The organism is Rhizobium sp. P43 (genome assembly GCF_056730705.1).
This window is the reverse complement of record NZ_CM161539.1, coordinates 3,386,993-3,408,441: the sequence shown is the minus strand read 5'-3', so window position 1 is coordinate 3,408,441 and position 21,449 is coordinate 3,386,993. Positions and strand designations below refer to the sequence as shown.

Annotated in this window: 25 protein-coding genes; 16 read left to right on the top strand and 9 right to left on the bottom strand. The window is 59.8% G+C overall.

The window, feature by feature from the left end:
• Positions 1-47: 47 nt before the first annotated feature.
• The 10 genes from AC1PUL_RS17105 (at position 48) to AC1PUL_RS17060 (ending at position 7,044) form a co-directional block, all read left to right on the top strand.
• Complete coding sequence (locus tag AC1PUL_RS17105) at positions 48-296, top strand: hypothetical protein (protein ID WP_480465297.1); 249 nt, start codon at positions 48-50, stop codon at positions 294-296.
• Complete coding sequence (locus AC1PUL_RS17100; RefSeq protein ID WP_480465296.1) at positions 284-784, top strand: type II toxin-antitoxin system VapC family toxin; 501 nt, start codon at positions 284-286, stop codon at positions 782-784. The genes AC1PUL_RS17105 and AC1PUL_RS17100 overlap by 13 nt, the downstream gene beginning before the upstream one ends.
• Positions 781-2,409, top strand: a complete 1,629-nt coding sequence (locus AC1PUL_RS17095; protein WP_480465295.1) for an ABC transporter ATP-binding protein — start codon at positions 781-783, stop codon at positions 2,407-2,409. The genes AC1PUL_RS17100 and AC1PUL_RS17095 overlap by 4 nt, the downstream gene beginning before the upstream one ends.
• A gap of 13 nt (positions 2,410-2,422) precedes the next feature.
• Entirely contained in the window at positions 2,423-3,385 is a 963-nt protein-coding gene (locus AC1PUL_RS17090) for a 2-hydroxyacid dehydrogenase (protein WP_480465294.1), read from the top strand.
• Positions 3,386-3,478: 93 nt separating this feature from the next.
• A complete protein-coding gene (locus AC1PUL_RS17085) occupies positions 3,479-3,775 on the top strand; it encodes a hypothetical protein (protein WP_480465293.1) in 297 nt (98 codons plus the stop codon).
• 118 nt (positions 3,776-3,893) lie between these two features.
• The gene (gene pncB, locus AC1PUL_RS17080) at positions 3,894-5,198 is read left to right on the top strand and encodes a nicotinate phosphoribosyltransferase (RefSeq protein ID WP_480465292.1); all 1,305 of its coding nucleotides are present in this window, start codon (positions 3,894-3,896) and stop codon (positions 5,196-5,198) included.
• Between the two features lie 104 nt (positions 5,199-5,302).
• Entirely contained in the window at positions 5,303-5,764 is a 462-nt protein-coding gene (locus AC1PUL_RS17075; protein ID WP_480465291.1) for an SRPBCC family protein, read from the top strand.
• Between the two features lie 92 nt (positions 5,765-5,856).
• The gene (locus tag AC1PUL_RS17070) at positions 5,857-6,012 is read left to right on the top strand and encodes a hypothetical protein (RefSeq protein WP_480465290.1); all 156 of its coding nucleotides are present in this window, start codon (positions 5,857-5,859) and stop codon (positions 6,010-6,012) included.
• An 80-nt stretch (positions 6,013-6,092) separates the two neighbouring features.
• The gene (locus tag AC1PUL_RS17065) at positions 6,093-6,485 is read left to right on the top strand and encodes a helix-turn-helix domain-containing protein (RefSeq protein ID WP_480465094.1); all 393 of its coding nucleotides are present in this window, start codon (positions 6,093-6,095) and stop codon (positions 6,483-6,485) included.
• A gap of 40 nt (positions 6,486-6,525) precedes the next feature.
• Positions 6,526-7,044 carry an IS630 family transposase gene (locus AC1PUL_RS17060; RefSeq protein ID WP_480465289.1) on the top strand — a complete coding sequence of 173 codons (519 nt, stop codon included), beginning with the start codon at positions 6,526-6,528 and terminating at the stop codon, positions 7,042-7,044.
• Between the two features lie 135 nt (positions 7,045-7,179).
• Here AC1PUL_RS17060 and AC1PUL_RS17055 read toward each other — a convergent pair whose 3' ends face one another.
• From AC1PUL_RS17055 to AC1PUL_RS17015, 9 genes are all read right to left on the bottom strand, one after another.
• A complete protein-coding gene (locus tag AC1PUL_RS17055; protein ID WP_480465288.1) occupies positions 7,180-8,166 on the bottom strand; it encodes a type II secretion system F family protein in 987 nt (328 codons plus the stop codon).
• Between the two features lie 12 nt (positions 8,167-8,178).
• A complete protein-coding gene (locus AC1PUL_RS17050) occupies positions 8,179-9,195 on the bottom strand; it encodes a type II secretion system F family protein (RefSeq protein ID WP_480465287.1) in 1,017 nt (338 codons plus the stop codon).
• A 4-nt stretch (positions 9,196-9,199) separates the two neighbouring features.
• The gene (locus tag AC1PUL_RS17045) at positions 9,200-10,684 is read right to left on the bottom strand and encodes a TadA family conjugal transfer-associated ATPase (protein ID WP_480465286.1); all 1,485 of its coding nucleotides are present in this window, start codon (positions 10,682-10,684) and stop codon (positions 9,200-9,202) included.
• 27 nt (positions 10,685-10,711) lie between these two features.
• Complete coding sequence (locus tag AC1PUL_RS17040) at positions 10,712-12,001, bottom strand: CpaE/TadZ family protein (protein ID WP_480465285.1); 1,290 nt, start codon at positions 11,999-12,001, stop codon at positions 10,712-10,714.
• Positions 12,002-12,033: 32 nt separating this feature from the next.
• On the bottom strand, positions 12,034-12,711 hold the full coding sequence (locus AC1PUL_RS17035; RefSeq protein WP_480465284.1) for a CpaD family pilus assembly protein: 678 nt from the start codon (positions 12,709-12,711) through the stop codon (positions 12,034-12,036).
• A 59-nt stretch (positions 12,712-12,770) separates the two neighbouring features.
• Positions 12,771-14,357, bottom strand: coding sequence for a type II and III secretion system protein family protein (locus AC1PUL_RS17030; RefSeq protein ID WP_480465283.1), 1,587 nt, complete (start codon positions 14,355-14,357; stop codon positions 12,771-12,773).
• 13 nt (positions 14,358-14,370) lie between these two features.
• Positions 14,371-15,183: a Flp pilus assembly protein CpaB gene (cpaB, locus tag AC1PUL_RS17025; RefSeq protein WP_480465282.1), complete on the bottom strand. Its 813-nt coding sequence runs from the start codon at positions 15,181-15,183 to the stop codon at positions 14,371-14,373.
• A 116-nt stretch (positions 15,184-15,299) separates the two neighbouring features.
• A complete protein-coding gene (locus AC1PUL_RS17020; RefSeq protein WP_480465281.1) occupies positions 15,300-15,812 on the bottom strand; it encodes an A24 family peptidase in 513 nt (170 codons plus the stop codon).
• Positions 15,813-15,945: 133 nt separating this feature from the next.
• The gene (locus tag AC1PUL_RS17015; protein ID WP_480465280.1) at positions 15,946-16,119 is read right to left on the bottom strand and encodes a Flp family type IVb pilin; all 174 of its coding nucleotides are present in this window, start codon (positions 16,117-16,119) and stop codon (positions 15,946-15,948) included.
• A 535-nt stretch (positions 16,120-16,654) separates the two neighbouring features.
• On the opposite strand from AC1PUL_RS17015, the gene AC1PUL_RS17010 reads away from it, so the two are divergent.
• The 6 genes from AC1PUL_RS17010 (at position 16,655) to upp (ending at position 21,449) form a co-directional block, all read left to right on the top strand.
• Positions 16,655-17,029, top strand: coding sequence for a pilus assembly protein N-terminal domain-containing protein (locus tag AC1PUL_RS17010; RefSeq protein ID WP_480468614.1), 375 nt, complete (start codon positions 16,655-16,657; stop codon positions 17,027-17,029).
• A gap of 146 nt (positions 17,030-17,175) precedes the next feature.
• Positions 17,176-17,817, top strand: a complete 642-nt coding sequence (locus AC1PUL_RS17005; protein ID WP_480465279.1) for a TadE/TadG family type IV pilus assembly protein — start codon at positions 17,176-17,178, stop codon at positions 17,815-17,817.
• Positions 17,814-18,437: a TadE/TadG family type IV pilus assembly protein gene (locus AC1PUL_RS17000; RefSeq protein WP_480465278.1), complete on the top strand. Its 624-nt coding sequence runs from the start codon at positions 17,814-17,816 to the stop codon at positions 18,435-18,437. The genes AC1PUL_RS17005 and AC1PUL_RS17000 overlap by 4 nt, the downstream gene beginning before the upstream one ends.
• Positions 18,438-18,527: 90 nt before the next feature.
• Positions 18,528-19,748 carry a phosphopentomutase gene (locus AC1PUL_RS16995; protein ID WP_480465277.1) on the top strand — a complete coding sequence of 407 codons (1,221 nt, stop codon included), beginning with the start codon at positions 18,528-18,530 and terminating at the stop codon, positions 19,746-19,748.
• A complete protein-coding gene (locus AC1PUL_RS16990) occupies positions 19,745-20,713 on the top strand; it encodes an adenosine deaminase (protein ID WP_480465276.1) in 969 nt (322 codons plus the stop codon). The genes AC1PUL_RS16995 and AC1PUL_RS16990 overlap by 4 nt, the downstream gene beginning before the upstream one ends.
• A gap of 106 nt (positions 20,714-20,819) precedes the next feature.
• Entirely contained in the window at positions 20,820-21,449 is a 630-nt protein-coding gene (gene upp / locus AC1PUL_RS16985) for a uracil phosphoribosyltransferase (RefSeq protein ID WP_298465702.1), read from the top strand.

The window sequence follows — 21,449 nt, the reverse complement described above, 5'->3', positions numbered from 1 at the left end:
ACGCATCTGTGGCATGATGCGACGAGTCCGGTCAGGAGCGTGATGCCATGAACAAGATCGTCAGAGAGCATTATCCGGTTGAGAATTTGCCCGCCGACCTACGAGAAGGGCTGGCCGAAGGCACCACTGTGCGTGTCGTGGTGGAGATGGAAGGTGAAGTCCCGAGCCCGTCCAAAACCAGCTTTGAAGAGTTCATGAAAAAGGTAGCGGCCTATCGCAGCCAGGACGACCGCCGCGTGACGACCGCTGAAGCTGTGGCGCGTATTCGGGAACTTCGCGACGAATGGGACGACTGATGCCGCAACGGCACCAACTCTATCTCGACACGAATGCCGCGATCTTGCTCGTCGAGGGTGAGGGTGTCCTGCGTGAAATGTTGCGAGACCTGACGGATAAGGCATCATCCCGACCAAGCGCGATCCTCGCCACCAGCGCGTTTACTGTGTCGGAACTTTTGGTCAAGCCTTTGCGCAACAACGACACGAGGCTGATTGAAGTCTACAGAGACTGGGGTTCGGGTCTGCCATGGTTGCAGATCGTTCCGGTTTCCAACAGCGTTCTTGATGTGGCTGCACAATTACGTGCCAGACGCAGTGGTCTGAAGCTTCCCGATGCCATCCATGTCGCATCGGCTCTGGCGATCGGCACCACGCATTTCTTAACTGATGATCAAGGCATCGCGAACTCTGTGATAGATAGGTCCTCGGAGGAGCCTGCCTTGTTCGAAGTTTGCCGCTTGGACGCCCCGTCGCTCACCTCCCTGATCGAAAGCCTCACCGCATGACCGAACCCCTGCTTTCCGTGCGCGAGCTCTCCGTCGCCTTCCACCAGGGCGGTCGAGAAAGCCTGGCTGTCGATCGCGTCTCCTTCGACATCCGCCGTGGCGAGATCGTCGCCTTGGTCGGGGAATCCGGTTCCGGCAAGTCGGTCTCCGCCGCCTCGATCCTGAAGCTTCTGCCCTATCCGGCTGCGAGCCATCCCTCAGGCCAGATCCTTTTCGACGGTCGTGATCTAATGACCGCCAGCGAGCCTGAGCTCCGCGCCGTGCGGGGCAACGACGTCACCATGATCTTCCAGGAGCCGATGACCTCGCTCAATCCGCTGCACACGATCGAGCGGCAGATCGGCGAAATCCTGGCTCTCCATCAGGGCCTTGAAGGCGCACCAGCCCGTGCCCGCGTGCTGGAGCTCCTGCATCAGGTCGGCATCCGGGAGCCGGAAAAACGGCTGACAGCCTTCCCACATGAACTCTCCGGCGGCCAGCGCCAGCGCGTGATGATCGCCATGGCGCTCGCCAACAGGCCGAAGCTGCTGATCGCCGACGAGCCGACCACAGCCCTCGACGTCACCGTCCAGGCTCAGATCCTCGAACTCCTGGGGCGCCTGAAATCCGAGCACGGCATGTCCATGCTCTTCATCACCCATGACCTTGGCATCGTCCGCAAGTTCGCCGATCGGGTCTGCGTCATGACCAAGGGCAAGATCGTCGAGGCCGGAGCCGTCGAGGATATCTTCGAACGGCCACAGCATGCCTATACGAAGAAGCTGCTTGCCTCCGAGCCGCGCGGCGAGCCGCCCGTCCTGGACGAGACGAAGCCGATCGTGATGCAGGGCGAGGACATCCGCGTCTGGTTCCCGATCAAGGCCGGCTTCCTGCGCCGCACCGTCGATCACGTGAAGGCCGTCGATGGCGTTGATCTCACGCTTCGCGCCGGCCAGACGCTTGGCGTCGTCGGTGAATCCGGCTCCGGCAAGACCACGCTCGGTCTCGCCCTGTCGCGTCTTATCTCGTCGAAGGGCCGCATCAGCTTTATCGGCAAGGACATCCACGCCTTTTCATACCGCGAAATGCGCCCGCTTCGCGATCGCCTGCAGATCGTCTTTCAGGATCCGTTCGGCTCGCTCAGCCCCCGCATGTCCGTGGGTGAAATCATCGCCGAGGGTCTCAAGGTCCACGAAAAGCAGCTGTCCGCAGACGAACGTGATGCCCGAGTCGCCTGGGCTCTTGAGGAGGTCGGCCTCGACCCAGCCACCCGCTGGCGCTACCCGCATGAATTCTCCGGTGGCCAGCGCCAGCGCATCGCGATCGCCCGTGCCATGGTACTGAAGCCCCGCTTTGTGATGCTCGACGAACCCACTTCCGCGCTTGATATGACCGTCCAGGCCCAGGTCGTTGATCTCCTGCGCGATCTGCAGGCGAAACACGATCTCGCCTATCTCTTCATCAGCCACGACCTGAAGGTGGTGAAGGCGCTCGCCAACGAGCTGATTGTCATGCGCGGCGGCAAGGTGGTCGAAAAGGGCCCGGCAGCGCAGGTCTTCGCAGCACCCAAGGCCGATTACACCCGCGCGCTGATGGCTGCGGCTTTCGATCTCGAAGCCGTCGAGGCCGGCGGCATCCGCCAATAATGTGAGTTTCCAGATGTCCGAAAAACGCCCCGTCGTCATCGACCTCCGTTTCGCCCGCGAAAGCGTCGTCTCCGCTCTCCGTTCCGCCTTCATGGATCGCCCTGTGATCGACATGGGCGATCCGGCCAATGCCGACCGGGATCTCTCGGACGCCGAATTCGCGGTGGTCTGGAAGCCGGATCCGGCGCTCTTTCGCCGCGCCACGGGGCTCAGGGCCATCTTCTCCGGCGGTGCCGGCGTCGATCACATCCTCTCCGCCTATGAGCTGCCGGACCTGCCGATCGTCCGTTTCGTCGATCGCAGCCTGACGGACCGCATGAGCGAGTGGGTCGTCTGGCAATGCCTGCATCACCTGCGCAACGGCATCGCCTATGCAGGCCAACAGCGCGATCGCGTCTGGCACGAGATCGCCGACCAGCCGGAAGCTCGCGACGTGACGGTCGGTGTCATGGGTCTCGGCGTCCTCGGTGCCGATTCCGTCCGCAAGCTGAAGGTCATGGGCTTTGATGTCATTGGCTGGTCCCGACGGCCCAAGGCGATCGAAGGGATCGAAACCTTCGACGCCGCAGGGCTGGATGCCTTTCTGGCACGTACGGACATGCTTGTCGGCCTTCTGCCCCTGACGGATGACACGCGCGGCATCTATGATCGCGCGCTCTTCTCCAAGCTCCGCCGTACCGGTCCTCTGGGCGGTCCCATCTTCCTCAATGCCGGTCGAGGCGGCAGCCAGAAGGAAGCCGAGCTGATTGAATGCCTGGCCGATGGTACCTTGAAAGCCGCATCTCTGGATGTCTTCGAGAAAGAGCCGCTCTCCTCCGAAAGCCCCCTTTGGTCGATGCCGAATGTCATCGTCACGCCCCATGCTGCGGCAGCCTCCGATGTCCGCGCCCTCTTCCGTCATGTCGAGGAGCAGATCGCCCGGTTCGAAGCCGGCCAGCCGCTGGAGTTTGTTGTCGATCGCGCAAGCGGTTACTGATCGAGCACGACACCTCGCGGAACAAACCGCCGTCAGCTCCCGTTTGTCCTGAGAATTGCGCCTTGAGCGCCCCAGGACATAGGGAGCAACGACATGAGCAGCCGAACCGATCTGCCCGATACCACCGACCGCCGGACCCGGGGCCTGAAACCGGAGCCGATGACGCCTACCGAAGCACGTCAGGGCTTTCGCGGCAAACCGGTACTGATCGTGTTGCTCGCCGGTTTGATCCTGGCGATGTTGGTCTGGATCCCTGCCGAATGGTGGGGCAATTCAATCGCGCCGGAAAACCCGGCCAATGAGCCCACGCAGACGACGGCACCCGCTCCTGCGGGCCCGGACAGTGCGGACCAGAACATGCCACAGTCCAACCCGACCCCCGGACAGTAGACATAGCGCGTCGCTGACTGGACAATCCGAAGTCGATTGCCGATAACTGCTGCGGAAGCGACCGAAACGTTCCGGTCGTCCCCCGCAGCGCCCGCTGCGGATGATAAGGCAGTCGATCATGACCAAGACAGATATCGCGACCAGGGTCTACAACCACGCCTGGAAGCTCGATCCCATCATCCGCAGCCTGATCGACACGGACTTTTACAAGCTGTTGATGCTCCAGATGATCTGGAAGCTCTACCCTGAGGTCAACGCGACTTTCACCCTGATCAACCGCACGACTTCGGTTCGCTTGGCGGATGAAATTGACGAGCATGAGCTGCGCGAGCAGCTCGATCACGTAAGGTCGTTGCGCCTGACCAAGAAGGAGATGATCTGGCTGGCCGGTAACACCTTCTATGGCCGTGCCCAGATCTTCGAACCGGAATTTCTTGCCTGGCTCGGCAATCTTCAGCTTCCCGAATACGAGCTTTCCAAGCGCGACGGCCAGTATGAACTGACCTTCCACGGATCCTGGATGGAAACGACGCTCTGGGAAATCCCGGCGCTCGCCATCATCAACGAATTGCGCTCCCGCGCCGCGATGCGCTCGCTGGGCTATTTCACCCTTGATGTCCTCTATGCCCGCGCCAAGGCCAAGATGTGGTCGAAGGTCGAGCGTCTTAGGGAATTGCCGGGTCTGCGGATCTCCGACTTCGGCACCCGCCGACGTCACAGCTTCCTCTGGCAGCGCTGGTGCGTCGAAGCCTTGAAGGAAGGCATCGGTCCGGCCTTTACCGGCACCAGCAATGTCCTGCTCGCCATGGATTCGGATCTCGAAGCCGTCGGAACCAATGCCCACGAATTGCCGATGGTCGTCGCGGCGCTGGCTAGGAATGACGAACAGCTAGCCGCCGCGCCCTACCAGGTTCTGAAGGATTGGAATCGCCTCTACGGCGGCAATCTTCTGATCGTCCTGCCCGATGCCTTCGGGACCACATCGTTCCTCCAGCATGCACCGGAATGGGTTGCAGACTGGACCGGCTTCCGCCCCGATAGCGCCCCCCCGATCGAAGGTGGCGAAAAGATCATCGACTGGTGGAAGAAGATGGGCCGCGATCCCCGCAAGAAGCTCTTGATCTTCTCCGACGGCCTCGACGTCGATGCCATCATCGACACCTACCGGCACTTCGCCGGGCGCGTGCGCATGTCCTTCGGCTGGGGCACAAACCTCACCAACGACTTTGCCGGCTGCGCGCCGCAGGAAATCGCAGGTCTGCGCCCCATTTCGATTGTCTGCAAGGTCTCCGAAGCCAATGGCCGTCCGGCGGTGAAGCTCTCCGACAATCCGCGCAAGGCAACCGGCGACCCGGCTGAAGTGGGGCGCTATCTCCGCTTCTTCGGCTCGCAGGATCGCGTCGAGCAGGCCGTCCTCGTCTGATTGGAGCTGATCTGCTGCTTTAGCAGTCTTGCATCCGCCGCCTTCGACATGCAGTCTTGGGACTTGCGGGAGGGAGCCCGCACACTGCAAGGGAGGAATGCCGGATGGATATGCAAGGCAGCGAGCGCATCGAAGCGTCGGTCGAAACCGTGTGGCGGGCGCTGAACGATCCGGAAATCCTCCGTCAGTCGATCCCCGGCTGCGAAAGTCTGGAAAAGACATCCGAGACCCAGATGGCAGCCAAGGTCGTCCTGAAGATCGGGCCGATCAAGGCCAAGTTTGAAGGGGCCGTCGAACTGCAGAATCTGAACCCGCCGTATTCCTACACCATCTCGGGCGAGGGCAAGGGCGGTCTTGCGGGCTTCGCCAAGGGCGGCGCCGATGTGACGCTGACTGAGGAAGAGGATGGTGCGACCCTCCTGACCTATACCGTGAAGGCCGAGGTCGGCGGCAAGATCGCCCAGCTTGGCAGCCGGCTGATCGAATCGACCTCAAAGAAGCTCGCCGGTGAGTTTTTCTCGAACTTCAATTCCGCTGTGACCGGTGGTGTCGAGACAGAGGCTTGACGGATGACGCGGGATCGGGTGAAAGCCCGGCACAAGGAAGCGGCGGCATCGTGGAACCAGCCGAGATGATTCGGCTTTAAGGGGACATGATGATGAACGAAGGACCTGATCAGTATTTCGAGCAGCAGGACATGGCGGTCAAGCTGATGCTTCTCGAGAATAAATCCGACGAATTGACGGATATCCTTGTCGAAGCGCTCCAGGATGCGCTGAAGCTCCTCCAGGAAGAACTTACAACCGTCCACTAAAGCGTGTCGCGGCAAACGGGATTCAGGATTCCGGTTTTTCTTGATCTGTGATTGACTGTGCCCGTGGAAGGAGAAGCGCCATGGGCAAGCCGCATCCGATGGAGTTGCGTGAGCGTGTCGTTGCGTTTGTGAATGAAGGCAACAGCAATCGGGAAGCCGCCCGGCATTTCCGGGTTTCGCCCCGGTTCGTCAACAACATGATGATCCTGCATCGTTCCTCTGGTTCTCTTCGGCCTGCCAGACAGGGCCACCCGCCTGGCAGTAAACTTTCGCCGTATGGGGAATGGATCAGCGAGCGCGTAGCCCTCAATGGCGAAGTGACGCTGGACGAACTGTGTCTCGAACTGGCCGAGCGCGGCATCGAAGTCCACCGCGCAACCGTCGGGCGGTTTCTACATCGGCTTGGGCTCAGCAATAAAAAAAAGCCTCAAGGCAAGCGAGCAGCTCAGACCGGAGATCGCCAAGGCGCGTGATCTTTGGATTAGCCGGCGAAAGCGGTTCTTCAACAAGGCGTTGTCACGGCTCATCTTTATCGATGAGACGTCCACGAATACCCGTCTGACGAAGCGCACCGGATGGTCTGCCAAAGGCAGTCGCTTTGCGGCTTACGCTCCCTTCGGCCACTGGAAGACGCAGACATTCATCGCCGGACTGCGCTGCCATGGCCTGACCGCGCCATGGATTGTCGATGCACCCATGAACAGCCGCATCTTTGAAACATGGATCGAGACACAGCTTGCGCCGACACTGTCGCCCGGCGATGTTGTCATCCTCGACAATGTCGGCTTCCACAAAAGCGAGAAAGCCGAACAACTGGTCAAGGCGAAGGGGGCCTGGCTTCTCGTCCTGCCGCCCTATTCGCCGGACCTGAACCCCATCGAAATGGCGTTCTCAAAGCTCAAGGCGCTCTTGCGAAAGCGAGCAGCCAGGAGCTTCGACACGATTGCCCAAGCCCTCGGCGACATCATCGCCCTCTTCTCTGTCACTGAATGCCGAAACTTCTTCAAAGCCGCAGGATATGAGGCTGAATAAATGCGACACGCTTTAGGGCAATCCCGATAAGAGTGCGCAGCGTTTTGCGCTGGGAATTGCGGCATACCTAGGAGATAGAGACTTGAGGGCAAAACGGTTTTCGCCGGAGATGCTCTAGCGGGTTGGCTCGTCCGATCAGAAGCGATCTGATACCTGGATGCCGGCTGGTCCCAGAATGACGGCGATCAGCACCGGCAGGAAGAATAGGATCATCGGGACGGTCAGTTTCGGGGGAAGCGCTGCGGCCTTTTTCTCCGCCTCGTTCATGCGCTCGTCGCGACCCTCCTGCGCGAGAACACGCAGCGCCTGTGCGACCGGCGTGCCGTATCTATCGGCCTGAATGAGCGCTTGAACCACATTTTTAACGCCATCAAGCTGGGTACGTGTGCCGAGATTCTCCAGCGCCTGACGGCGATCGGGGAGGAATGACAGTTCAGCAGTGGTCAGGACCATCTCCTCGGCCAGCTCCGGCGATTGCTCGCCAATCTCGTCCGACACGCGCCGCATCGATGCTTCCAGCGAAATACCCGATTCGACGCAGATCAGCATCAGGTCCAATGCATCGGGCCAGGCGCGCTTGATCGATTGCTGTCGCTTGGTGATGCGGTTCGAGACATAGATGTTCGGCAGGTAGAAGCCGATATAGCCGCCCACAATGGTGGCAAAGAGCCGAATCGGCAAAGGCTTTTCACCCAGATTGCCGAGAACGAAGATCCAGAATGCGGTGAGCGCCAGAGTTGCGAACGGCAGCAGGAAACGCGCGACGAGGAACATGTTCAGCGCGTTCTGGGAGCGAAGACCGGCAGCCTTCAGCTTGTCAACCGTCTGGTCGTCCACCAGTGCCTGACGCAGGTTGAATTTTTCGACAATGTTTCGAACTGACTTGTTGTTCGTGGTCCGGAGGGATGCCCGGTTTTGGGACGCCTCCGCATTCAGCTTGGCGCGCTCGCGCGCCCGGATCAGGTCCCGCTCGGTCGATACGGCCTTCATGCGTTTGTTCAGGTCGCCGCGCTCCAGATAGGGCATTGCGATGGTGTAGAATGTCCCGAACACCGCGAGCGCCACGAGCACGGCGATCAGCAATGCCGGATCGGTCACTTGTGCGGCCCAACTTTCCGACATCGGCCTTGCTCCTCAGATCTCGAAATTGATCATGTTGCGCATGACCAGCAGTCCGATGCTCATCCAGATGGCCGAGAACCCGAGGATCAGGTGGCCACGAGAGTCGGTAAAGAGGATCATGATGTATTCGGGAGATGTCAGGTAGACGAGGAGAGCAACAATGAAGGGCAGGGCGCCGATGATGGCAGCCGAAGCCTTGGCCTCCATGGAAAGCGCATTGACCTTGGCCTTCATCTTTTTACGGTCGCGCAGAACGCGGGAAAGATTGCCAAGAGCCTCGGACAGGTTACCACCCGCCTGCCCCTGGATCGCGATGACGATGGCAAAGAAATTCACCTCAGACAGCGGCATGGTCAAATGCATGCGGGCGACTGAATCGGCAACATTGAGACCCAATTGCTGCGATTCGACGATGCGTCGGAATTCGGATTTCACCGGCTCCTGCCCGTCGGAGGCAATCATGCGGATTGCATCATTGAGCGGCAGGCCGGATCGGATCGAACGCACCATGACGTCAAGGGAATTGGGGAACTCTTCGAGGAATTTCTTCTGCCGGCGGTTGACGAGAAAGCCGACGATCCAGCGCGGTAGACCGAGACCCGCAACGAAGGAGGCACCGAGCATGACAAGCGGCGGCATGCCCGCCAGAAAGGCCAGGGCGAGCACCAGGAAGCCGAACAGCGCGCTGAACAGGTAGAATTGTGTCAGGGTGATCGAAAGGCCGGCTTGTGTCAGCTTGGCCTTGATGCTGGCGGCATTCGCCTTCTTGGTTTTTTCCTGTTGCTGCTTTTTCTCGAGTTCCTTCAGCGAGTCCTGAACCGACTTGCGGCGTTTGGACACTTCCTGCATCCGGTCGCGGGCGGCCTTGACCTGTGACATATCCGTTTCGGCCGCGCGCACGCGGTTGATGCGGCTCGCCGTTTTTTTGTCGGTTTCGATCCGGGAATAGAGCACACCATAGGCCACGGCACCGGTCGAAACGGCGACCAGGACAACGATGGCGAGAATGGTGGGATCTATGCCGAACATGAACTCACATCCCCTGCGACTTCTGTTCCATGGCATCGAGAGCCGCCGCGAGACGGCGGTCCTCTGCGTAATAGCGAGCGCGATCCCAGAAATGCGGCTTGCCGATACCCGTTGACATATGCCGACCAATGATCCTGCCGGCTGCGTCTTCCCCTTCAATCTCGTAGCGCATCAGATCCTGGGTGATGATCACGTCGCCTTCCATCCCGATGACCTCGGTAATGTGGGTGATGCGACGCGAACCGTCGCGCAAACGTGCAGCTTGGATGATGACGTCGATCGAGCCGGAAATGATCTCGCGTACCGTCTTCGCCGGCAGCGAGAAGCCGCCCATGGCGATCATCGATTCCATACGGCTCAAGCATTCACGCGGCGTGTTGGCATGGATCGTGCCCATCGAGCCGTCGTGACCGGTGTTCATCGCCTGCAACAGGTCGAAGACTTCCGGTCCGCGCACTTCACCGACGATGATGCGTTCGGGGCGCATACGCAGGCAGTTTTTTACGAGATCGCGCATGGTGATCTCGCCTTCGCCTTCGATGTTCGGCGGGCGCGTTTCAAGCCGCACCACATGCGGCTGCTGCAGTTGCAGTTCGGCCGTGTCTTCGCAGGTGATGATGCGCTCGTCCTGGTCGATGAAGCCTGTCAGGCAGTTGAGAAGTGTCGTCTTACCTGAACCGGTACCACCTGATATGACCACGTTGCAGCGCACGCGGCCGATGATCTGCAGAACCTCGGCGCCTTCCGGCGTGATCGCGCCGAACTTGACCAGCTGCGCGAGATTGAGCTTGTCCTTCTTGAACTTACGAATGGTCAGCGCCGGCCCGTCGATGGCCAGCGGCGGGGCAATCACGTTGACACGAGAGCCGTCCGGCAGACGCGCGTCGCAGATCGGGCTCGATTCGTCCACGCGACGACCGACCTGGCTAACGATGCGCTGGCAGATCGAGAGGAGCTGGGAATTGTCACGGAAGCGAATTTCCGACTCGATCGTCTTGCCGCCGACTTCGATGAAGGTCTGGCCGGCGCCGTTGACCATGATATCGGCGATGTCGTCCCGCGCCAAAAGCGGTTCAAGCGGACCATAGCCCAGAACGTCGTTGCAGATGTCCTCGAGCAGTTCCTCCTGCTCGGAGATAGACATCGCGAAATTCTTGATCGTGATGATGTCGTTGACGATGTCGCGGATTTCTTCGCGCGCGCTTTCGCCGTCAAGCTTGGCCAGCTGCGACAGATCGATCGTATCGATCAGCGCCGAAAACACCTGGCTTTTGGTGTCGTAATAGTCCTCCGTCCGCGGCGGCCGCTTGCGGCTCGGCGTCTGCATGGAGGGGGGCGTCATCTGTTGCCGGCTGCTCGCTTCGGGGCTGCCGGGTTCGAGGAGCGTACTAGAACGTGCCGCAGGCGCGGCAGCAGCCGGCTGTGCCGGGATCGTGCCGACGCCCGCCTCGCCTTTGCCGAAACCGTCGTTTCCGCGTTTGCCAAACATGAGCTCTACCTGTTCTTGTTACCGGTCTTACTTCTTGCGGAGTTTCTCGATCAGCGAGCCGAGGCCCGCCTTCTTCGGCTTCTTGATCGTCGCGCGGCCCGTCACCAGATGCGCGAGCTGGGAGAAGGTCTCGGCCGTCGGCGACTTGCCATCGAGTTCCGAGATCATCCGGCCGCTATTGGCAGCCGTTCCAAACAGCTGTGCGTCGAAGGGAATGATGGCGACGGGTTCGAGCTCCAGAGGTTCGAAGAAGTCCGCTGGCGCGATCTCAGGCCGCTTCGGCATGCCCACCTGGTTGAGGATCAGATGCGGCGGCTTGTCCTGCGGTCTGAGCTTCTTCAGAGCATCGATCATGTTCTTCATGTTGCGCAGATTGGCCAGATCCGGGGCGCAGGTGATGACGATCTCATCGACGTCGGACAGAACGGCGCGGGTCCAATCCGCCCATGTATGGGGAAGGTCGAGCACGGTCACCGGTGCAGTCCGCTGCAGCACATCGAGAATCGGCTGAAATGCTCCGCGTTCGTAGTCATAGCCGCGGTCGAGCATCGAGGGTGCAGCCAGCAACGAAAGGTTCTGGCCGCACTTTGTCAGCAGGCGATCGAGAAAGACCTCGTCCAGGCGTTCCGGCGAGAACACAGCCTCGGCCATGCCCTGGGCTGGATCCTGGTCGAAGTCGATATTCGCCGTGCCGAAAGGCAGATCGAGATCGGCAAGCACCGTCTCGGTGGAGAAGAGCGACGCAATTCCGAAGGCGCAGTTATGCGCGATCGTCGAAGAGCCCACACCGCCCTTTGCGCCAATAAACGCGATGCTGCGACCCAGCGGCTCGGCCTCCGGATCAACGAAAATCGAGGCGATGGATCCCATCATGTCAGCCATTGTGAAAGGCGCCACGATGTATTCGGAAATGCCGCTTCGGATCAGTTCGCGGTAAAGCGCAATGTCATTGTGCCGGCCGATGATGATCACGCGTGAGCTCGGATCGCAGACCTCGGCAAGCGGCGCAAGTTCGGCCACGAGGTCACGCGGACCCGCGTCGGTTTCCAGGATGATCAGGTTCGGCGTCGGCGTCGACGAGAACATATTCGCTGCTGCGGCGATATTCCCATGGGTGATGCGCATGCTGACGCGCGTCATGCGCCGATCTGCGGCACACTGTTCCATGGTCCGATGCACACCCTCGCTGATGCAAAAGGCGTGAATGGAAATGCGCGGAAGCGGGCGCAGGTTCTCGACATCGCCCGCAATCACGGTTTCGGACGTTCCGCGATGTCCGCCGGTGGTGTCGCCGATGTCGTAGTCGATCGCGTTCATGCTTTCATCCTGCCTCTTGGACCTCGGTCACATCAGTTCGTGGAGGTGTCGCCGCCTTGGCGATAGAGCCCGATCACGGTCGAGCGTCTGGTCGCATCAATCGGGGCCATGTCGCGCGGTGTCACGAGATCCATCGGGTTGGCGATCTGTGCGGCGAGGTTGCTCTGCGTCGCACAGCCGAAATTGTGATAGTTCTTGTTGCTAAACGTGTTGTTCTGCAGATCCTCCGGCCATTCGCCGCAAGGATTGGTCGTCGCTGTGATCGCGACATAGCTGATGCGCACGGGTGCCGCGTTGCTGTTCGCCTCAGCTTGATAGGAGGTTTCGATGATCCGGTTGGATGGAACGCCGCGTGTCGTTAGAACCTGCCGGATCTGTTTGCGCATGCCCGAGGCCGCACCGGAATTTGGCGATCCGTGCGGGACCATGATCTGGATCGTGCCTGTCGATGCGGAAAGATAGTCGGCCGCAAAACCGGCGATCGAATCCTGGACGCTCATCGTCAGCTTACGGTCACCCGAAGCGATCGGAACATCGAGTGTGTGCTCCACCTCGCTCAGCATGATCGGATGCCGCGTGCGATAGTCGTCGGGGATGGCGGATGTCGACATCTGATCCTTTATACTGCCGCAGCCCGATAGAACGGCGACCGTGCCGAGAACCAGGCCAGTAAACAGAATGCGGTGGATTGAGTGACCTTGAGATGCCATGGCTGGCCGACTTTCCCTGACTAGACGTGTCGAATGGTTCATCACGATCCTCACGCCGTTCACTTGTAGATGAAGCCAACCGCGCCGTGATATTGGCCGGCAGGTTGGTTGTTCTCACGGCGGCCATAGACCTTGTTCACCTTGTTCAGGAAGAAGGTCGCGCCGTCGTTTTCGGGGTTGAAATTGTCATCCGGACGCGAGAGCGCACCGCGCGCCACCGGTCGCACCAGATAGGGTGTCGCGATGATCACGAGTTCGGTCTCGTTGCGCTGGAAGTCCTTGCTGCGGAACAGCGTACCGAGAACCGGCACCTTGGAAAGCCCAGGCAGGCCAGACATGGCCTGACGGATATTGTCCTGCACGAGACCACCGATGACAATGGAGCCACCAGAAGGAAGCTCCACAGTGGTGGATGCCTCGCGCTTGCGGATAGACATGAACGTGCTGCCGGGAGCGCCACGCAACGAGTTGCCGGTGACCTGTGAGCCTTCCCAGGTCGGTTCAGATACGTTTGTTTCAATCTGGAGGCTGATTCTACCCGGCGCGAGCACGACCGGACGGAAATTCAGCTCAATCCCGTAGTCGACCGTCTGCACAGTCCTAGTTACGTTCGTTTCTCCGGTTTCTCCGTCAACATCAACCTCTTGGACACCGGCGATCCGAAATTCGCCACCGACATAAAATTTGGCGGACTCACCCGAAATTGCAGTCAGGCTGGGCTCGGCGAGAGTGCGCATCACTCCGGCCTGTTCCATCGCGTTTATGTAGCTTGCAAAGCCATATCCGCCGACCGATCCGCTCATTGTGGAAAGGGTTTGGCCCAGCGCGTTTGATGTCAGGTTTGAAAGATTGACAGCGTTCCCCAGATTGGCTGGATTTGTGAAGCCAATACCGTTGCTGGCATCCTGGATGGTACCCGAAAAGCCGAGTTGCTTGAGTACCTGCCGGCTGACTTCCGCAACGGTGACCTTCAGCGTGACCTGATCCTCGCCCTCGATTGTCAACAGGTTGACGATCTGGGATTGCTGACGACCCTCTGCAAAGATTGCCACATCACCGCCATTGTCGCCGCCGGAGGCTGTGGCAAAACGGGTTGTTGCTTCACCGCCCTTGAGGAATGCCTCGGCCAGGCCCTCGGCGCGTGTCGCATCCTGCGGCGTCCGCACGGTGCCGGTCAGGACAATATTGTCCGAGACGATCTCGACCTTGATATCCGATTCCGGAATGAAACGACGAAGATTGGCTTCTAGTCCAGCAATGTCCCGCTCGATTTCGATATCCAGGCTGACGATTTCTTGGCCATCGGCGCCGAAAATGAAAATGTTCGTCTGTCCGACTGTCTTGCCAAAGAGATAAATCCGCCGTGAAGAACGCGTCACGGCGTCAGCCATCAGCGGATCGGCGACCAAGATGTCGTGGGCATCAACAGGAAGATCAACGACAAGGGCTTTCTTAAGGCCCAGCTTTACTGTTCGGCGCGCACCGGGGCCGGCATTGGTGATGCGAAGGACCGTCTCCTGCGCGGCCTCAGCGACCGGTACAGAAGGCTGAAGGTTGAAGAACGAGGGGTGAGCGCCCGTAAACGCGACCGCGAACGCGATGCCGGCGGTTAGGGATACTCGAAGTTTGTGCGTCAGACTTGCCACGATGCGTCCCCACTCACTGCATGGAATTGGCGGGCGAGGAATTCGACTTGATGACCTCACCTGACTTGATGACCTGGATGTTCGGCTGACCATCTCCACCACTCAACAGATGGTCGGCGGCGGAGGTATCCTCTTCTTGCGCGTCCGCAACCGATCGCAGCGCCAGCGACAGGCGATCCGCCATCTGCTGCGCCACTGCCATCACCTTCGTCTGTTCGGGCGTCAGTTCGAGCGTCGCCGTCGTACCGATAACGGATTTGGAACCGTCCGGCGCCTCCTCGATCTGCTGATCGATGGCGAGCACACGGACGTTTGAAAGCACGGTTTCAGTCAGGAAATTGTCGTCGTCACCCTTGCGTACCATGATCACATCGACCCGGTCATTGGGCAGGATGAAGCCGCCCGCCCCGGTGGCCACCGAGATCTCGGTCGATACGGCACGCTTGCCCGATGGCAGCAGGGCCGAGAGGATACGAGAAGAGGAGTCAGCGATCTTTTCGCGTCGAAGCGGCTCGCCTTCGAAAACCGGCAGGCGCACGACGACGCCGGACAGTTCGGTTATCGCGTCGGGGCGCGTGGAGGAAGTGATGAACCCATCCACGACACTGCCTTCAGGCCAGGGCATCCAGCGCATGGAGTTTTCATCAAGACGGGCGCCGACCGGCAGATTTGCCGCAGAGACGAGAACATCGACGGTCGGTTCCTTCTCGACCACGGCATCCTGCACAATCACGGTCTCATTACCGCTGAGCCGCATGGCGAGAAGGCCGGCCATACCGGCGGCCACGACGGCGACAGCGAGTATGATAAGGCGGGCGGGTTTCATGATCGATCCTCGGGCGACGCAATAGGTTCTACCGGCAAGGTTGATCAGGAATTGGTGTACTTATGGTTAATAAGCGGCTTACATTTGTAGTTAACGGGAGGTTGCCGCCTCGTCGGTCAGAGCGCCCTTTGGATGGCGGCAACAACCAGCGGAGAGCTGGGATAGGCCATCAGACCTGCAGCCCCGATAGCGATCGCATAGGGGATCTTCTTGGCGACCATCAGGGTCGCGGGGAGCGCGAGGCCAACGGTGGCAAATTTGTCCCAGTTGGCACGCATCAGCAATACGATGATTGTCAGCATTCCGCCGAAATATCCCGTCAGCACCAAGAACTCGAAAAGTGAGTGATTGAAGCCAAACCAGAGCGCTGCTGCCGTCAGGAGCTTTGCGTCGCCTCCGCCCATTACGTTGAATGCAAACAGGGTAAAACATGCGACGAAAACCGCGGAAGCTGCGGCCATATGCCAACCAAGATCGATCAGTGTTAGGCCACTAAATGGGCTCACGAGCAGGAAGGATAAGACGAGCAGCGCCGATATCCAGTTGGGAATCGTCATCTCGAAAAAATCGGTCAGCGCCGCGATGACCAGACAGAAAGGCAGAACCGTAAGTATGACCGTGTGATACATGTTCAGCTCCAGTTGTCTATAGCCTAACCTCCAGGGATGAACGTTTCGAAAACAGAATTCGCCCATTCCCGTAAATGCGAAGGGCTGCATCGCCAGCAGCGATGCAGCCCTTTCAGCCGATACGTGGAAGGTCTCAGCCCTTGTAGTTCAGCTTCTTGGATACTTCGTTGAACTGGTTGTTCAGGGCGCCGCCGAGGGTCGTGGCGCCAGTGATCAGGGCGACCGAGATGAGGGCGGCGATCAGGCCGTATTCGATAGCGGTTGCACCGGACTCGTCCTTGACGAAACGTGCGAAAAGCTTGGTCATGTTATTCTCCTACTCCGCGAGGTTGTTCAGCACTGCCGGCAACTGTTGCCGTTGCTCGGATATCGCCAAACTAAACGCCGGCCTGTTGCCATCGACTTAAGAAAAAAGGTTAGCAGATCGTGAAAAGCTTCAAGCGACTGCAGTGGTAAATGAATGCTGCCGCGAATTGATAAGATGTCGAACATTCGCCCGGTTTTTCGGCCTTTTGCCGGCCGAGGCCCGAGCGAGACCAATTGCATCGCAAAGCGCCTGGCCCTTCTCCGCAATCGATTGCAGCGATATGGCCGTTCCCAAAGGCAGCAACTGTCCCAAAACGATCCGGATTCCCCAACCATAGAGGCGCAGGCAATCGTCTGATCATCTCTGGACCCTCCATCGCGGATAAACCTGCCAACTGCCGGTATCGCGGAGTCTAAGGCATCAAAGGCCCGCCTTAACCCTTCATTCACCTAAAGCCGGCATCCTTCGGCCATCTCTCACGCGCGTACTTTAAGGCAAGCTCATGTTCGACCGTACCTTTGCCGCTGCAGCTGCCATGACCTTGGCCATGGCCATGGTATTCCCGGCCACGGCAGCTCTGGCGGAAGACGAGGGAATCCTGCGTGTCTATATGAACAGCGCCCGCGTGTTGAAGCTCGATCGTCCTGTCAGCAAGGTGATCGTTGGCAATGCCGAGGTCGCGGACGCCACTGTCGCGGACTCCAAGACGATCGTTCTAACGGGACGCGCCTATGGCACGACCAATCTCGTTTTGCTCGACGCGGACGGTAACGCCATCGTCGATGAGCGCATTCTTGTGTCGATCGACGAGTCGAGCACCGTGCGCGTCTTCAAATCGACCGAAAGAACGGTCCTCTCCTGCACGCCCAATTGCGAAGAACACGCACAGACTGGCGCGACAACCCAGTAGGCCTCAGTTCAGGCTTTGATGTCCCGGACAAGGCCGGTTTTTAGCCCCTTGGGGCCTGTCAGTCGTGGCAAAGTGTAAAGATCCGGGAAACGGAAAATCAACATTTGACCCGTAGCTTCACCTCATCTTTGAGGATGAGCCAGGCTATGACGAGCCACGAACTTGACCGAGACCACCGGATTGAACGTCTGCCCAGACTACGGTTTCGTCTGTGGCGGCGGCTTGCGAGATCCAAAGATGGTGCTGCCGCAATCGAGTTCGCGATCCTCGCAGTTCCCTATTTCCTGATCATCTTCGCCATTATCGAGACCTTTGTGGCCTTCGCCGCAGAGCAGCTTGTCACCAATGCGGTCAATACGCTTGGCAGACAATTGCGCACTGGCCAGATCACCTATCAGCTCAACCGGCCGGCAACGGATATGGATGTGACCAAGTTCCGCCGGGCTTTCTGCGCTGAACTGAACATCATGATCCAGTGCTCCGAAAGCGAGATTGCAACGCCGAGCAAGCTTTACATCGATGCCCGCACCTTCAACTCCTTCGGCGATATCCCGACCACAATTCCCAGGGTTTCGACGAACACCTTTGCCGACATCGATCCGAAAAGCTTTAGATTTACCCCCGGAGGGCCCGATACGGTCAACATGCTGCGCGCTTATTATCGCTGGCAGGTGATCACCGACCTCGTCCGTCCCTACATCACGACGATCCGTCCTTCCGATGGCTCTATGCCCTCAGATTTCCTGATCGTCGCCACCACCGCCTTCCAGAACGAGAAGTATCCATGATCGAGATCACCCGACGGATGGCTGTTCTGATGAGAGGGTTCACGTGCATTCGGCGCAATTGGCACAGCCTGTCCCGGAACGCAGAACGTCTCGCAGAAGACCGCCAGGGCGTGGGTGGCGTTGAGTTCGCCCTGATCGCTCCGCTTTTGATCGTGCTCTATCTCATGGCCTTTGAGCTCACCATGGGCCTCAGCGTCGCCAAGAAGACCTCGATGGCAAGCAGCACGATTGCCGATCTCGTGGCGCGTCAGGAAACGGTCAACCCGACCTTCCTGTCCGATATGGTGGACGTGTCCAACGCCATCTTCGTTCCTTATGAGTCAAAGAACTTGCTGATCAAGATCAGCGGCATCAATATCGACGCGAGCAAGGCACCAAAGGTCATGTGGTCATGGTCGACCACGGGCGTGGCGCCCTACGCGGTCGGCAGCAACGCGCCGGTGCCCGCCGACATGCTCGTCGCAAATACCTTCCTGATCCGCAGCGAGCTCAGCGTCTCCCATGAACTGATGATGTACCTGCCCGGATTGTCGGGGACCGCAGCCAAAAGCCTGACCATCTTCCGCGAGTTCTATTTCCGCCAGCGTCTCGGCACGAGCGTGACCTGCCAGGGTTGCTGATCGCCAATATTTGCCAAGCTCGGGGCTAAACGGTAAGGATGCTCTCGACGGCCGGCAGAACAACAAACCAGACCCGGCCATGGGTTGCATATGGCACGCGCTTTCCTTTTCGTCCTTGATTCCTTCGGTATCGGTGGTGCTCCTGATGCGCCGGCCTATGGCGATGACGGCTCCGATACGCTGGGCCATATTGCCGAATTCTGTGCTGCCGGCGCCGGCGACCGCAAGGGTCTGCGCCAGGGCCCGCTTGTGCTGCCCAACATGTCGGCACTCGGCCTCCTGGCCGCTGCAAAGCTTGCCACCGGCAGAACGCCGCAGGGTATGCCGATCCCCGAGCGGGTTTTCGGTCTGCATGGCGCCGCAAGCGAAGTCTCGAAAGGCAAGGATACCCCCTCAGGACACTGGGAGATCGCCGGCACGCCCGTGATGTTCGACTGGGGCTATTTCCCCGAAGGCGACGAAGCCTTCCACGCCGATCTCGTCGAGGCGATCTGCCGCGAGGCGAGCCTCCCCGGCATTCTCGGCAATTGCCACGCTTCGGGCACTGAGGTCATAACCCGCTTCGGCGAGGAGCATATCCGCACGGGCAAGCCGATCTGCTACACATCGAGCGATTCCGTCTTCCAGATTGCTGCCCACGAAACCCATTTCGGCCTCGAGCGCCTGCTCCAACTCTGCCAGATCGTCCGGAAATTGCTCGATCCGCTCAACATCGGTCGCGTCATCGCCCGTCCCTTCGTTGGCGAAACGGTCCAGACCTTTGAACGCACTGGCAATCGCCGCGACTATTCCGTCCTGCCGCCCGAGCCCACCCTGCTCGATCGCCTCCAGGAGGCCGGTCGCAAGGTCCATGCCGTCGGCAAGATCGGCGATATCTTCGCCCATCAGGGTGTATCCCGTGTCATCAAGGCCAATGGCAACATGGCGCTCATGGATGCGACACTAAAGGTCATGGACGAGGCGGAAGACGGCGATCTCGTCTTCACCAATTTCGTCGATTTCGACATGCTCTTCGGCCACCGCCGTGATGTCCCGGGTTACGCCGCCGCCTTAGAGGCCTTCGACCGCCGTCTGCCGGAAGTCCATCGCAAGCTGAGAGCCGGCGACATGGTTTTGATGACCGCAGACCACGGCTGCGACCCCACCTGGCGTGGGACCGATCACACCCGCGAACGCGTGCCGATCATGTGCTTCGGGCCTGGTGTGCGCTCGCGCAACATCGGTGTCCGCAACACCTATGCCGATATCGGCGAAACCATCGCGGCGCATTTGGGTCTCGCTCCCGGCCGCCACGGACGGAGCTTCCTGTGACGAAAAGATTGAAGAAGGCCGAACTGCACTGTCATATCGAAGGTGCGGCGTCGCCGGCTCTCGCACTCTCTCAGGCCGAGAAATACGGCGTCGATCCCGCGACCTTCATGCGCGACGGCACCTATGCCTGGACCGACTTTGCCGAGTTCATCAAGGCCTATGACCGTGTTGCTGCTCTCTTCCGCACGGAAGACGATTACGCGCTCTTGACCGAGACTTATCTGCGCGAACTCGCCGCCGTGGACACCATCTATAGCGAGATCATCGTCTCGCCCGATCACGGCGACCGCATCGGCCTCGGCGCGGATACCTATCTCTCCGGCATCACCGCCGGCATCGAGGCTGCGAAAGCCGCAACGGGCATCGAGGCACGCATCATCGTCACCGGCGAGCGCCATTTCGGCCCTGAAAGCGTCATTGCCGCCGCCGAATATGCTGCCCGCAGCAACAATCCGCTGGTGACGGGCTTCAATATGGCCGGCGAGGAGCGCATGGGCCGCGTCGCAGAATATGCCCGTGCCTTTGATATCGCCCGTGAAGCAGGTTTGGGCCTCACCATCCATGCCGGGGAAGTCTGTGGCGCCTTCAGTGTCGCCGACGCGCTCGACCTGGTGAAACCGACCCGGATTGGCCACGGGGTCCGTGCCATCGAGGATCCCGAACTCGTCCGCCGCCTTGCCGATCTCGGCACCGTGCTCGAAGTCTGCCCGGGTTCGAACATCGCACTCAAGGTCTTTCCCGATTTCGCCAGCCATCCTCTGAGGAGGTTCCACGAAGCCGGCGTCAAGGTATGCATCAATTCCGACGACCCGCCCTTCTTCGGCACGTCGCTCGCCCAGGAATACGAATGGGCGTCCAGCGAATTCGGCTTCACCGACGCTGAGATCAACGGCATGACGCGCACGGCAATTGAGGCGGCTTTTGTCGATGAGGAGACGAGAGCGCAGCTTCTCGCCCGCCTTTGATGCCGCAGCTGTTGAAGACCGGGCAAAATCCGGCAACGCTCTTGCGGCACCATCAGAGAACGTGAAAATAGAAGCACCTCAGAAAACAAGAAAAGAAGGCTCGACCATGGACGGCGTAACAGTCATCGATCACCCCCTCGTGCAGCACAAGCTGACGATCATGCGCCGCAAGGAAACGTCGACCTCGAGCTTCCGCCGCCTGCTGCGCGAGATCTCGACGCTGCTTTGCTACGAGGTCACCCGCGACCTCGAACTGACGATGGAGACGATCGAGACGCCGCTCACCGAGATGCAGGCACCGATCCTCGAGGGCAAGAAGCTGGTCTTCGCTTCGATCCTGCGCGCCGGCAATGGCCTGCTCGAGGGCATGCTGGAGCTGGTGCCAGCCGCCCGCGTCTCACATATCGGCGTCTACCGCGATCATGAGACGCTGCAACCGGTCGAGTACTACTTCAAGGCGCCCGAAAACCTCGCCGAGCGCCTCGTCATCGTCGTCGACCCCATGCTCGCCACCGGCAACTCCTCGATCGCCGCCGTCGACAAGCTGAAGGAGCGCGGTGCGAAGAACATCCGCTTCCTCTGCCTGCTCGCAGCCCCGGAAGGCGTGAAGAACTTCGTCGAAGCCCATCCCGACGTACATGTCTACACGGCATCGATCGACAGCCACCTGAACGAGTTGGGTTACATCGTGCCCGGCCTCGGCGATGCCGGCGACCGTATGTACGGAACGAAGTGA

What these genes read in the sequence shown, in the direction of transcription:
- pncB (WP_480465292.1), top strand. Translation starts at nt 3,894, where the DNA reads ATGACCAAGACAGATATCGCGACCAGGGTCTACAACCACGCCTGGAAG.
- AC1PUL_RS17010 (WP_480468614.1), top strand. Translation starts at nt 16,655, where the DNA reads ATGACCTTGGCCATGGCCATGGTATTCCCGGCCACGGCAGCTCTGGCG.
- AC1PUL_RS17035 (WP_480465284.1), bottom strand. Translation starts at nt 12,711, where the DNA reads ATGGCATCTCAAGGTCACTCAATCCACCGCATTCTGTTTACTGGCCTG.
- AC1PUL_RS17000 (WP_480465278.1), top strand. Translation starts at nt 17,814, where the DNA reads ATGATCGAGATCACCCGACGGATGGCTGTTCTGATGAGAGGGTTCACG.
- AC1PUL_RS17020 (WP_480465281.1), bottom strand. Translation starts at nt 15,812, where the DNA reads ATGTATCACACGGTCATACTTACGGTTCTGCCTTTCTGTCTGGTCATC.
- AC1PUL_RS17040 (WP_480465285.1), bottom strand. Translation starts at nt 12,001, where the DNA reads ATGAACGCGATCGACTACGACATCGGCGACACCACCGGCGGACATCGC.
- AC1PUL_RS17005 (WP_480465279.1), top strand. Translation starts at nt 17,176, where the DNA reads ATGACGAGCCACGAACTTGACCGAGACCACCGGATTGAACGTCTGCCC.
- AC1PUL_RS17070 (WP_480465290.1), top strand. Translation starts at nt 5,857, where the DNA reads ATGAACGAAGGACCTGATCAGTATTTCGAGCAGCAGGACATGGCGGTC.
- AC1PUL_RS17075 (WP_480465291.1), top strand. Translation starts at nt 5,303, where the DNA reads ATGGATATGCAAGGCAGCGAGCGCATCGAAGCGTCGGTCGAAACCGTG.
- AC1PUL_RS17065 (WP_480465094.1), top strand. Translation starts at nt 6,093, where the DNA reads ATGGGCAAGCCGCATCCGATGGAGTTGCGTGAGCGTGTCGTTGCGTTT.
- AC1PUL_RS17050 (WP_480465287.1), bottom strand. Translation starts at nt 9,195, where the DNA reads ATGTTCGGCATAGATCCCACCATTCTCGCCATCGTTGTCCTGGTCGCC.
- AC1PUL_RS17090 (WP_480465294.1), top strand. Translation starts at nt 2,423, where the DNA reads ATGTCCGAAAAACGCCCCGTCGTCATCGACCTCCGTTTCGCCCGCGAA.
- AC1PUL_RS17105 (WP_480465297.1), top strand. Translation starts at nt 48, where the DNA reads ATGAACAAGATCGTCAGAGAGCATTATCCGGTTGAGAATTTGCCCGCC.
- AC1PUL_RS17045 (WP_480465286.1), bottom strand. Translation starts at nt 10,684, where the DNA reads ATGTTTGGCAAACGCGGAAACGACGGTTTCGGCAAAGGCGAGGCGGGC.
- AC1PUL_RS17055 (WP_480465288.1), bottom strand. Translation starts at nt 8,166, where the DNA reads ATGTCGGAAAGTTGGGCCGCACAAGTGACCGATCCGGCATTGCTGATC.
- AC1PUL_RS17015 (WP_480465280.1), bottom strand. Translation starts at nt 16,119, where the DNA reads ATGACCAAGCTTTTCGCACGTTTCGTCAAGGACGAGTCCGGTGCAACC.
- AC1PUL_RS17095 (WP_480465295.1), top strand. Translation starts at nt 781, where the DNA reads ATGACCGAACCCCTGCTTTCCGTGCGCGAGCTCTCCGTCGCCTTCCAC.
- AC1PUL_RS17100 (WP_480465296.1), top strand. Translation starts at nt 284, where the DNA reads ATGGGACGACTGATGCCGCAACGGCACCAACTCTATCTCGACACGAAT.
- cpaB (WP_480465282.1), bottom strand. Translation starts at nt 15,183, where the DNA reads ATGAAACCCGCCCGCCTTATCATACTCGCTGTCGCCGTCGTGGCCGCC.
- AC1PUL_RS17085 (WP_480465293.1), top strand. Translation starts at nt 3,479, where the DNA reads ATGAGCAGCCGAACCGATCTGCCCGATACCACCGACCGCCGGACCCGG.
- upp (WP_298465702.1), top strand. Translation starts at nt 20,820, where the DNA reads ATGGACGGCGTAACAGTCATCGATCACCCCCTCGTGCAGCACAAGCTG.
- AC1PUL_RS16995 (WP_480465277.1), top strand. Translation starts at nt 18,528, where the DNA reads ATGGCACGCGCTTTCCTTTTCGTCCTTGATTCCTTCGGTATCGGTGGT.